Genomic DNA, 12,047 nt, shown 5'->3' on the forward strand with positions numbered 1-12,047 from the left:
AAGCAGCCATACTGAACATACTGTACATTATTTTCAGTATAGTCCAGCGTATCATTGACTAGAGTCATGCTCTCTCAGCGGCTGGTGCGCTGGATTCAGAACTATCTATCCGAACACTCAGGAAACCTAAGAAACAACTCTTCACCCTGAAAGCCCCCTTTTCGAGGATACTGCCCCACCGTTCCAGTAGACTCAAACTTTGCTCTCCTTTTCGGGGAGATGGGGAATTGTTGGCACAGTGCTTGATCCTGGGTTAGAAATGCTACCGAAAAGCAGTGCACTCCTTGACACTTTCTAAACTTAACTTAATCGACAACCTTCATGAGCGCCTCCTGGGATCTGGTCAACCTGCTTACCTTACTCAACTGGAACACTCTGCCCGGATGGCTTTGGCTGCTCCTTTGGGGATCCTCACTGGCCGTGGTGATGTACTGGCAAAAGCGCTGGCTGCAGCGGGATCAGGTGGGTTTTCCCGATGTCATCATGCTGGCGCGTGCAGATACGACGGTGGTGGAATGTAACGAAGCTTGCCAGAAAATCTTGGGGGATTGGCGGGGCAGGCACTGGATCGACGTGCTGCTGGCAGAAGAGCAGGAGCAGGCGCAGCAAAAGATAGCCCACCTTACCCCTCAGCAGCCCACCTTTACCCGGATTAGCAGAGTGGCGGATGCAGCGGGGCAGGTGCGGTGGTTTGAGTGGATCCACCAAGGCATTTTTGACCGGCGGGGCCGCTTGCAGTTTATTCGCGGCGTGGGCCGAGACATTACCGAGAAGAAACAGTTGGAAGAAAACCTGCGGCTGCGGGAGGCCCAACTGCGCATCTTGTTGGACGCCCTGCCATTGGCGGTGTGGGCCAGGGATCCCCAGGGAGTGCTGATTTTGCAAAATGCCACTGACCGCGCCTGGTTTGGCGATCTGCTGGGCACTTCTTTGGAGGAGGCAGCTCAGCAACATCCCCACTGGCCGGAGTACACCTCTCAAGTTCTATCCGACGTAGAGCGGCAAGGGTTTTGCCAATTCGAAGGTAAGGAAATGATTCAAGGCCAGGAGCGCTACACCTATCGCTTCGCTGTAAAGCTTCAGGATCAGTCTAAAGGATTAGGGCTTCTCGGCATTGTCCTAGATATCACCGAACAAAAGCGGCTGGAACAGGAGGTGTGGGAACAAGAAGAGCGTTTTCGCGCCTTCCTCAACAACAGCCACGACATTTTGTGTCGGATCGATGCCCAAGGTCTGCTGCATACCTTAAATCCTCCGGCTGCTGAGAAAATTTTGGGGCGTGCTCCCAATCAGGGAGAGGCCGTACCCTTGGATTGGGTTCACCCCGAGGATCGGCAGAACGTTGCTAATGCTCTTGAGCAACTCAAGGCTCGACCTGGCGAGACACTCAGCTTTATTTACCGGGCCCAACACGCCGACGGCCATTGGGTGTGGCTGGAGAGCCTCTGCACCAATCTCTTGGATGATCCTTTGGTTCAGGGGATCGTTTCCAGTACCCGCGATATCACCCAACAAAAGCAGGTGGAACTGGCTTTGCGAGAGAGCGAAGCCCGCTTCCGAGAAATTGCAGAGGCTGTACCGGTGGTTTTCTTTGTGTATTCTGCAGACTTGAGCCAGTCTCTCTACAAAAGCCCCCAAAGCGAGAAGATCTGGGGTTACACAGCAGAAGAGTTTCGCCGCAAGCCAGATCTCTGGAAAGACAGGATCCATCCCGAAGATCTGCCAAGGGTACTGCAGGTGGCCGCCCGAGCCACTCAAGAAGCCCAGCAGATCACCTACCGCATTTTCCATCGGGATGGCAGGCTGCGCTGGCTGCGTACTTCTTGCCGACCCATCTTGAACGAACAGCAGGAGGTTATCCGTATTGTTGGCATTACCGAAGATATTACGGAGCAGAAAGAAGCAGAGCTGGCTCTACAAGAAAGCGAAGCTCGGCTTAGGGCCATTCTGGATGGGATCCCTTTTCCCATCTTTCTCAAAGATCTGGAAGGGCGCTATCTTCATGTAAACAAGACTTATCTACAACAGAGAGGCTGCAAGGCAGAAGAGCTCATTGGAAAGTTGGATAGTGAGCTGTTCGCATCAGAAGAGGCTCTAGAATTTCGAGATCAGGATCAAAAAGTCCTGCAATCTCCGCATCCTGTCAGCTACGAGCGAACCTTTTTCCGCGATGGCAAGAGATTGACCCAGTGGGTCACCAAGTTTGCCCTGCGGGATCAGCAAGGGGATCCCTATGCCGTTTGCGGTGTTGTTGTGGACATCACCCCCCTCAAAGAAGCTCAAGAAGTGCTTCGGCAAGAGGCAGAGCGGGAGCGACTGTTGGGGGCCTTATTGCGGCGGATCCGCCAAGCTTTGGACTTGCAAACCCTCTTGGAAACAACGGTTGCGGAAGTGCGAGAGTTTCTCCAGGTAGATCGGGTGATGATCTATCAGTTGCAGGAAGGTGTAGGGGGGTTTGTAGCTGCTGAGTCGGTGGCGGATCCCTGGCCCAGCCACTTGGGCCGCCGGGTGTGGGATGCTTGCCTTCGCCAGGATCCTTGCTACCGCAAGTACCAAGAGGGCTTTGTGCAAGCCATAGCCAACGTGGCGACGGCCAATTTGGATCCTTGCTATCGGGAGCTCTTGGAATCTTTCCAGGCCCAAGCCAACTTGGTGATCCCAATTCGGCGGGGAGAGGATCTCTGGGACCTTCTGGTGGCACAGCACTGCCAATCCAGCCGCCCTTGGCAAGAGTGGGAAATCCGGCTTTTACAAGAGCTGAGCGATCAATTAGCCATCGCGTTGCAACAGGCCCAGTTATATGAACAACTGCAAGCCCTCAATCAAACCTTGGAAGAAAAGGTTCGGCAACGCACCTCTGAGTTGCAGCGATCCCTGCAATTTGAGGCCCTGCTGAAACGCATCACTGACCGGGTGCGCGACTCTCTGGATGAAGCTGAAATTCTCAACACCGCTCTGCGCGAGCTGGGAGAAAACCTAAATGCAGATGGCTGCAATATTGGCCTTTACAACGCCGATCTCACCCTTTCCACCATCAGCTACGAGTATTGTCCTCGCTTGGGGTCGGCCTTGCATACTTGTATTCCCTTTGCCCAATATCCAGATCTCTACGCCCAGTTGTTGCGAGGAGAGCCCTGCATATTTTGTTTACTTCCTGACCATTGTTTACTTCCTGACGCCCCCCGCCAAGGATCAGTCTTGGTCTGCCCTCTGCGGGATGGGGAGCAAGTCTTGGGGGATCTGTGGGTTTTTCGCAGCAGCGAGGAAAGTTTTGATGAGCAGGAAATGAATCTCGTAGCTCAAGTGGCCAATCAATGTGCTATCGGCCTAAGGCAGGCGCGCCTATTCCGAGCTGCCCAAGAGCAGGTGCAAGCCCTGGAGCGCCTTAACCGCCTCAAAGATGACTTTATCAGCACCGTCAGCCACGAGTTGCGCACCCCCCTCACCAGCCTGAAGATGGCGTTGCACATGCTGCAAGTTGCCCCTGCGAGGGAGAAGCAGGCCCAGTACCTATCCATCGCCCAGCGGGAATGCCAACGGGAGATCGAGCTGATCAATGACCTGTTGGATTTGCAGCGGCTAAAGGCAGGAGCCTATGCTTTGAATCTGCAAACGCTGACCTGGGAAGCCTTGTTGGGGGATTTGCTGTTGGCTATTGGCGAACGCGCCCGTACTAAGGGGCAAACCTTTCAAGCCAACGTGCCTCTGGAGAGCAGCATCACCACAGATCCTCTCCTTTTGGGGCGTATCCTGCGGGAGCTCCTGCACAACGCGGTGAAATACACCCCCGGCCAGGGATCCATCCGCCTAGAAGTCAGGGTTGAGGCCAACCGAACTCGCATCCAAGTCAGGAATAGCCAAGAGATCCCGGCTGAGGAACTCACCCGCATTTTCGATCGTTTTTACCGGATCCCCAGCCATGATCCTTGGAAAGAAGGGGGCACCGGTCTGGGCTTGGCTTTGGTTAAACAAATGGTGGATCAACTGAGGGGATCCATTGAGGTCAACAGCTCTGCCGGTTGGACGACTTTTACGCTACATCTACCCGAATTGCCGCAATTTTAATTCCACTTCTTCCCCTCGCTTTGGGATACATTACTGGCAGGGATCCGGGGGGGCTTTGCCTAAACCTATGACCACTCGCCTAGATTTGGCTCTCACTCTTGAAGACTTCCTCAAGTTGCCTCACATAGAAGAGTCTCCGGCATGGGAGTACGTGGATGGAGTTGCCATTCAAAAACCGCTGCCCAAAGTCCGCCATTCCATTTTGCAAAAACGCCTCGTGGCTGAGGTTGACGGCAGCACCACCGACTATACTGCCCTGCCCGAACTGCGTTGCACTTTTTCCGGTCGTTCCATTGTTCCCGATATTGCTGTAATTGCGTGGGATCGAATTCGCCTCAGTGAAACAGGCGAGCCAGAGGATGACTTCACCGCAGCACCCGACTGGATTATCGAAATTCTTTGTTCTCCAATACACTACCCCCGCCGCATGGCCGTAACCCCCGTGGGATCCAGCACCTTGCCCCGTTCCACCTCGGCATAGACCAGGTAGCGATCCCCGCAGTCCATCCAAGTTTTCACACGGCACTCCAGGTAAGCTAAGGCATCCAACAAAATGGGGCAGCCATTCTCAGCAGTGGCCGTGGCCAAGCCGGCAAACCGATCTTCTCCAGGGCGCTGGGGCCGCTGAAAGTGCCGTTGCAAATTGCTACCTTTGCCTTCCCGCAAGATGTTGAGCACAAAGGGTGCCTGGGGATAGGTCAGCAGTTCGGCTTCTTGGTCCTTGCTCACCGATAGAGTTAGCCCCGGCGGATTGAAGCTGGCCTGGGCCACCGACCAGGTGAGAAAGCCACGGCGGGTCTCTCCTTGCAGAGCGGTAACTACGCACAGGGATCCCACCACCCGGCTCAGGGCTTGCCCAACCCGATCCGCCTGAGTTTCGCTGCTGGTTTGGCGAAGGGCACGAGCTCGTTTGGCTTTGCGCAGGGCCTGGGCAAACTGGGATCCCGCCTCTTGACAGGCTTCCAGGATTTCAGGGGTGGGCTTAAACTTGGCGCGGATCGTCTCAAACCCCAAGGAAAAGCCGGCATTGAGCAACTTACTCTCGATGAGATCCACCGCTTCTCCGCTCCAGCCGTAGGAGCCGAAAACCCCGGCCAATCGGGTGGTGGGAACTGAAGAAAGGATGATGCCAAGGGCGGTTTGGATCTGCACAGGAGGATGGCCGGCCAAAGTCGGGGATCCGACAACAAACCCTTGGCAGCGCTCCAGAGCTTGGGCGATCTCCTCCGGAGTGGCCCATTCGCAGTTGATCCGCTCCACCTTAACGCCGGCCCGCTCCAACCCTTGGGCTATGGCCATGGCCATCAAACCTGTATTTCCGTAAGCAGAAGTGTACAGAAGAGCTACCCGCTGCTCGCCGGGATCCTCTTCGCACCAAGTGTGGTAGTCCAGCCGCAAGCGCCGCAGGCTGTGGCGCACCAAGGGGCCGTGGGCAGGGGCATAGATTTGGGCGGGAAATTCTTCCAACTTGGCCAGGGCTGCCTTCACCTGGGGCAATTGGTTGCGGTGCAAGCAGTCGAAGTAGTAGCGACGGTCTTCGCTGAGCTGCCGCCAATGTTCGTCAAACACCTGCTCATCGCACACATGGGCGCCGAACAGCTTATCGGTGTAGAGGATCCCGGTGGCCGGATCGTAGGTACAGAGGGCATCTGGGTGGCGGGGCGTGGGCACGGTGCGAAAGTGCAACTCATGCCCTTCCCCCAGATCCAGGCGATCCCCATCTCGGATGACCTGCAAACGGAAAGACTGGTCGCCATTGTAGAAAATGCCCAGATCGGCGGCTTCTTCTTCGTCGCGACTGCGGGGCAAGGGATCCATCTCTTCAAAGGCGGCCCGTAGCGTAATGGATCCCGGCTTGGAGCAGAGCACCATCGCGTAGGGAGCCAGAGGCAATAGGGCCTTGAGAGTGGCAATGCGGTTAAAGTTGACGTGGCTGAGCAAAATAAAGTCCAACCGCTGCAGGTACTGGTGTTGGGCCAGCTCTTCTAAAAAGATGCTGGTGAACGATTCCCCGGGAGGATCGATGAGAAGGGTTTGGCGGGCCTGGATGAGGTAGCTATTGGCAGTGGTGCCCCGTTGCCGAGCGTATTCCAGCTCAAACTTCAGGCGATCCCAGGTGCGGGAGCGGAGAACCAACGTGGACGGGCCGATAAGGGCAACTTGGACATCGCGGGCGGGGATCTTGCTCTCCATAGAAGCCTCCGATGCGGTATCTGTCCTCACCTTGCCACGAAACTGGAGGAATGGGGATCCCTTTTCAGAGTTTCGGGAGAACAGGGGTTGGCTTACCCAAAAGTTGGGTCTGAGGCCCCGTCCTCACAACTGCGCAAGAAGCAAGCGATTGAGGTGGGGAGTGTGTCAAGTTTTTTCAAAGTCGGCCGGGCAAAAAGGAAGAGGCTAAGATCGGCTTGTAGCGTGTTCAGGCTGCCTATGTCTGCCCGATCCAAGTCCAAAGTGGAAGCCCCTACCAAGGGGATGGATCCCCGCCAGTTTACTGAAGCTGATGTGGCGGCAATTGCAGAGCGGTTGGAGCGCAATGAGTATCCGACCGTCTTTGGCTGCTTGGAAGACTGGCATGCCCTTCGAGCCATCGCCTTTTACGCCCCCGACTTGGTGGCCCCTTATGCACATCTGTTGGAGTGGGAAGTGGATGAAGATTAGGGCTGTCCTTGCAGTTCTTAAAGGGATCCCAGTGCTCAGGGCAACGAGGGGGGAGGATTTCCGTCAGAGCCTTGCCGGCGAATCAGGTAGCGCACTTCTTCAAGGAGAACGTTGAACCTCTGATCCGTTTCCGCCTGCCGTTGGTTGATGGCCTGAATGGCGCGTTCGTGCTCTCGTTGTAGGGCGGTGAGGGTAACCAGAGCTTGAGTCACTTCCTCTGCCCACTCGGCAAGGTGAGCTAAGTCAGAGCGGGTCTCGCTGACAACTTGCTGTAGCTCTCGCAGGCTTTGAGCTTGGGCAGCAGCTTGTTCGGCAAATTCGGCGCGGCTTTCTTGGATGGACTGACGCAGCTCCTGGATGGATTGGCGGAGCTCCCGGATTTCTCGGCTGTTGGCAGCAGTCTGTTCAGCCGTCCAAGCCAGCAGTTGCTCCACTCGGTCTAAGCGGTCTTGGCTCTGACTATTCACTCCGATGCCTCGCCTTGTGAGTCTCTTGACAAACTGCAACCGATCATAAACGAAGTTGAGCTCTGCCAAACAGGATAGGGGGAATGGTCATTCCCAGAGCCGCCGGATTGGAGAGCGATGCAGCAACTGGTGGGCTTCGGCCAGCAACTCCGGGATAGGCAGATGTTCTGGGCAGCGGGGTAAGCAGTCACCGCATTCGGTACAGCGGTCGGCAGGTGACCCCGGAAACCAATGCCCAGCTTGGCCGAACATGTTGTAGCGGTACTGGGCAAACTCCGTCATCTCGTGGGCAATGGCCAAGTTGCGCAAACGCAGCACTTCGGGAATGTGGATCCCTTCTGGGCAGGGCAGGCAGGCGTAGCACTGGGTGCAGCGGCTGGATCCCAAGCGTTCCTGCTCGGCTTGGCGCAACCGCTCCTGAATCTGAGGGCCATCCACCCACCAACGGTCGGGATCCTGTAAAGCCGACAAGGCCACCTGTAGCTCCTCAGGATGAGTGATGCCCAGGCTGAGGGTGTGAACACGGGGATCCGCCAGCAAAAAACGATAGGCAAACTCCAAGGGGCTGAAAGGGGCACAGCACTCCTGCAGGTGTTGGGGCGGGCGATAGAGCATTCCCCCTTTATCGGCAGGAGAAATGATGAACACGCCCATATCTTGCTGGGCAGCCGCTTCTAGGGCCGGTGCATTGCGCTGTTGGAAAAAGTGATAGTGCAAATTAACAAAGTCAAAGCATCCTGTCTGGATGGCCTGCAAAATTAACTCCAGGGATCCATGGGTGGAAAAACCAATGTAGCGCACCCAGCCTTCCTGCTGGAGCTGCTGGAGAATCGGCAGCCCTTTCTGCAGCACCCACTCTAGGTGTTCCGGCAGGTTGATGCCATGAAAGGCAAATTGATCCAAGTAATCCACCCGCAGACGGCGCAGGGATCCCTGAAGCCGCTCTCGCAACCCATCTGTGGGAGTGAGTTTGCTGGTCAGAATCAACTGATGGCGTGAAAAGGGCAGGGTTTGCAAAATCTCGCCCAAGAGCACCTCGGCATGGCCATAAGCCTGAGCCGTTTCGATGTGGTTGATCCCTGCGGCTAGGGCTGCCTCAACGGTTGCCTGAGCTTGATCCCTGGGCACATTGACCAAGCGCATGCTGCCCAGAGAAAAAACCGAGACCAGCTGTTGGGTGCGCCCAAAGCGACGGTAGAGCATTGCGGCTGAGGTGATGCCAGCAACTCCCATCAAATCACCCCCCAGAGGCGGGAGACAGCTTCAGATGGCCGGGCACAGGCATGGTTTCCCTCAGGAGGGGTTTTTGCCCAGCAGTTCTGCCGCCAGCAGGATCGCCTGCTTGAAGCTCTCGCATCGGGCCACCCCTTGGCCGGCAATGTCGAAGGCGGTGCCATGATCGGGAGAGGTGCGAACAAAAGGCAACCCAATTGTCAGGTTGACTGCCCGGTCAAAAGCCAGCATCTTCACCGGGATCAAACCTTGATCATGATAGAGAGCCAAGTAGGCATCTGCCACAGTTGGGGATCCCTGGCCATGCCAGGCTTGCGCGGGAGCCAGCCACATGGTGTCGGGGGGAAGCGGCCCCCAAATTTGGGCGTGGGCATAGGTGCGCAGCAGCTCGGTCAGCCATTCTTTTTCCTCCGATCCCAGTTGCCCCTGTTCGCCGGCATGGGGATTCAGGCCGGCTACTGCAATCACAGGATCCCGGATCCCAAAGGTGTGGCGCAGGGATCCCACCAGCACATTCAGCTTTGTCCGCACCCGCTCTGGAGTCAGCACGGTGGGCACTTGGCCGAGGGGAATATGGGTGGTGGCCAGCAAAACCCGCATCTGCCAACCGCTGTGGGGGGAACGGGCGACAAACATCATCCCGTAGTGCTCAGACCGACTCAGCTGGGCCAAAACTTCTGTTTGACCAGGGAACCGATGGCCGGCTCGATGCCAGAGATACTTGGCGATGGGCGCTGTCACGATCCCCTGAAACTCGCCCCGCAGCGTCTGTTCGACCGCCGTTCTCAGGTAAGCAAAACTAACCGCACCACTGTCGGCATCCCCTTGACCGACACGGCCAGGCTGCAACCAAAAGCCCGTGTTGCATTCCAGCATCGGGATCCCTGCCGGATGGGCCAATGGAGCCGGCGACCGATCTCTCAGCAGGCGATAGGTGGCTTCTAGAACCTGCCGATCCCCTACAACCGTGATGTGGGCGCAAGACTGCACCTCAGGATCCGCCAGCGCCTTGAGCACAATTTCCGGCCCAATTCCCGCGGGATCCCCCAAGGTCAGCGCCAGTTTGGGCCGTGGAATGCTCATGGTGTCTTTTCTTGAGAAGACGGACGATCCCCATGTTCCAGGGGAAAGAGAGTGCTGAGGAAAGCTGTGGGGAAGGTCGCCATCCCTTTGAGCAAGAATTCTGAGCTCAGCCTATCAAGTCAGCTGCAAGGGGATCCATGCCGGCAAAATGGTTTAATGAGGGTTTAGCGATATTGAACCTCTATGGCCGAGACATTCCTTTACAACGCCTTGCGTGCTGCCCTCGACGAAGAAATGGCCCGGGATCCCAACGTATTTGTTTTGGGAGAAGATGTCGGCCATTACGGCGGCTCCTACAAAGTCACCAAAGACCTGTATCGCAAGTACGGGGAGATGCGCCTGCTGGATACCCCCATTTGCGAGAACAGCTTCACCGGCCTGGCCATCGGGGCAGCCATGACCGGCTTGCGCCCGGTGGTGGAAGGGATGAACATGGGCTTTCTGCTGCTGGCCTTCAACCAAATTGCCAACAATGCCGGTATGCTGCGCTACACTTCCGGGGGCAATTTCAAGATCCCGATGGTCATCCGCGGGCCGGGCGGGGTGGGTCGTCAGTTGGGAGCAGAACACTCGCAGCGGCTAGAGGCCTACTTCCAAGCGGTGCCCGGGCTTAAGATCGTGGCCTGTTCAACTCCCTATAATGCCAAGGGCTTGCTCAAGTCCGCCATCCGCGACGACAACCCCGTTCTCTTTTTCGAGCATGTGCTCCTGTACAACTTGAAAGAAGATCTGCCAGAAGAGGAATACCTTTTGCCTCTGGACAAAGCCGAAATCGTCCGATCCGGCTCCGATGTTACCCTGCTCACCTACTCCCGCATGCGCTACCACGTGCTCAAGGCCGTGGACACTTTGGTGCAGCAGGAGATCGACCCTGAGGTGATCGATTTAATCTCGCTGAAACCTTTAGATATGGGAACCATTGCCGCTTCGGTGCGCAAAACCCATCGGGTGATCATTGTTGAGGAAGACATGAAATCGGGTGGCATTGGGGCGGAACTGACAGCTCGCATCATGGAAGAACTGTTCGATGAGCTGGATGCGCCGGTGATGCGTTTGGCTTCGCAGGACATTCCCACCCCCTACAACGGCACGCTGGAGGCGGCCACCATCGTGCAACCTGCAGATATTGTGGCGGCGGTGGAGCGGCTCCTCTACGCGGATTAGAACCCCCAAAAATCCCTACAAAACAGCGCCGAAATCTATCTCCCAGCAACTTGCAAAATCCTCAGGGCAACCTTGCTAAGATTTCCATGGCAGGGATCCGCGAATATGCAAGGCGTACTGCTGATCCTCTACATGTTGGTTGTCAGTGGCCTGATTGCCGTTGTTGGGGATCGGGTGGGCTACCGCATTGGCAAAAAGCGCCTTACCTGGTTTAACCTGCGCCCCCGCCATACCGCCATTCTGGTGGCCGTGGTGACCGGCGTGAGCATCTCCGCCCTGACTTTGGGCACACTGCTGCTCCTCAACCGCTCTCTGTCGGAGGCCCTGTTCAGCTACACCAACCAAATTGCCCAGGCGGAGCAAGAGCTGCGGGCCCTCAACCGCCAGAAAGCCCTCTTGGAAGCGGAAAATGCCGCTCTCAGGGTTGAGCGAGACCACCTCAAGGTGGATCTAGATCAATTTCGCACCCAGCAGTCGGCAGCCCAAACCCGCCTGAGCGAAGTGCGCGATCAGCTGGCAGTGGCGCTGCAGGAGCGGCAGGAGGCGGAGGCCAAGCTGGCGGCAGCCAACGAGCAACTGGCCAAGGTGCAGCCCAGTTTGGATCGAGCCCAGGCCGAGTTGGAGGCAGTGAAGGCAGAGGTGGAGTCGGCCCGCCAGGTGATCGCCACCCTGGAGTCGCAAAAACAAGCCCTGCAACTGGATCGGGATCAGCTGGAGCGCTCCCTGGATGTGGTGCAGGCGGCCTTAACCCAACTGGAGAACCAGAAAAACCAGCTTGAGCAGGAGATCGAGCAGCTCAACCAATTGGCGGTGCGGCTGCGGCGGGGGGAACTGGCCATCTTGGCGGGGGAAGTTTTGGCAACAGGAGTTGTGGAGGCTCCAAGAGGGGCAAAACCAGAGGCGATCCGGCGGCAGTTTGAGCACCTTTTGGCCCAGGCGGAACAGCGGGCCCTTGCCCTTGGATCCCAGCCCATGCCCCCTCTGGAAAACGCGATCTTGATCCGCCGCGAGGATGCCGATCAAGCCTTGGAGAAGTTGCAAGAGCCCGGTAGCTGGGCGGTGCGCATTCTCTCTGTTACCAACCGGCTCAAGGGGGAGCCTGTGCCTGTGCTCGTGCAGATTTACCCCAACCAGCGGATTTTCGCCAAGGGATCCGTGCTGGCCCACGGGGTGATTCAACCGGGTTTGAGCGAAAATCAGATCCAACAGCAACTGCTGGGGCTGCTGAACCAGGCCAATCAGCGCTCGCAAGAGGAGGGGCTTCTCTCGGATCCCATCACCGGCACTGTGGGGGAGTTCTCCCAGGTCAAGTTTCTGGAGGTTGTGCAGCATCTCCGCCAGAGCACCACCCCTCTGGATGTGAAGCTAGTTGCC

9 protein-coding genes are annotated in these 12,047 nt (G+C 56.9%); 5 read left to right on the forward strand and 4 right to left on the reverse strand.

The window, feature by feature from the left end; translation table 11 throughout:
• Positions 1 to 321: 321 nt before the first annotated feature.
• Entirely contained in the window at positions 322 to 4,065 is a 3,744-nt protein-coding gene (locus NW837_RS11290) for a PAS domain S-box protein (RefSeq protein ID WP_414331598.1), read from the forward strand.
• A 67-nt stretch (positions 4,066 to 4,132) separates the two neighbouring features.
• Positions 4,133 to 4,546 carry a Uma2 family endonuclease gene (locus tag NW837_RS11295; RefSeq protein WP_414331600.1) on the forward strand — a complete coding sequence of 138 codons (414 nt, stop codon included), beginning with the start codon at positions 4,133 to 4,135 and terminating at the stop codon, positions 4,544 to 4,546.
• On the opposite strand, the gene NW837_RS11300 is transcribed toward NW837_RS11295, so the two are convergent.
• Positions 4,480 to 6,258 (reverse strand): flavin reductase, encoded by a 1,779-nt coding sequence (locus NW837_RS11300; protein ID WP_414331602.1) that lies wholly within the window; start codon positions 6,256 to 6,258, stop codon positions 4,480 to 4,482. The genes NW837_RS11295 and NW837_RS11300 overlap by 67 nt on opposite strands.
• A 237-nt stretch (positions 6,259 to 6,495) precedes the next feature.
• On the opposite strand from NW837_RS11300, the gene NW837_RS11305 reads away from it, so the two are divergent.
• A complete protein-coding gene (locus tag NW837_RS11305) occupies positions 6,496 to 6,726 on the forward strand; it encodes a DUF2555 domain-containing protein (RefSeq protein ID WP_414331604.1) in 231 nt (76 codons plus the stop codon).
• A gap of 35 nt (positions 6,727 to 6,761) precedes the next feature.
• On the opposite strand, the gene NW837_RS11310 is transcribed toward NW837_RS11305, so the two are convergent.
• The 3 genes from NW837_RS11310 to pdxA form a co-directional block, all read right to left on the reverse strand.
• Positions 6,762 to 7,193, reverse strand: coding sequence for a hypothetical protein (locus NW837_RS11310; protein ID WP_414331606.1), 432 nt, complete (start codon positions 7,191 to 7,193; stop codon positions 6,762 to 6,764).
• Between the two features lie 87 nt (positions 7,194 to 7,280).
• Entirely contained in the window at positions 7,281 to 8,396 is a 1,116-nt protein-coding gene (locus NW837_RS11315; protein ID WP_414331612.1) for an aldo/keto reductase, read from the reverse strand.
• Between the two features lie 90 nt (positions 8,397 to 8,486).
• Positions 8,487 to 9,509 (reverse strand): 4-hydroxythreonine-4-phosphate dehydrogenase PdxA, encoded by a 1,023-nt coding sequence (gene pdxA / locus NW837_RS11320; protein ID WP_414331607.1) that lies wholly within the window; start codon positions 9,507 to 9,509, stop codon positions 8,487 to 8,489.
• A 183-nt stretch (positions 9,510 to 9,692) separates the two neighbouring features.
• Here pdxA and NW837_RS11325 point away from each other — a divergent pair, with 183 nt between their 5' ends.
• Both NW837_RS11325 and NW837_RS11330 read left to right on the forward strand, forming a co-directional pair.
• Positions 9,693 to 10,673 (forward strand): alpha-ketoacid dehydrogenase subunit beta, encoded by a 981-nt coding sequence (locus NW837_RS11325; protein ID WP_414331610.1) that lies wholly within the window; start codon positions 9,693 to 9,695, stop codon positions 10,671 to 10,673.
• A 105-nt stretch (positions 10,674 to 10,778) separates the two neighbouring features.
• The coding region (locus NW837_RS11330; protein ID WP_414331611.1) for a DUF3084 domain-containing protein at positions 10,779 to 12,047 on the forward strand (1,269 nt) is incomplete at its 3' end.

The organism is Synechococcus sp. R6-10, from assembly GCF_047461815.1.
Classification (GTDB): domain Bacteria; phylum Cyanobacteriota; class Cyanobacteriia; order Thermostichales; family Thermostichaceae; genus Thermostichus.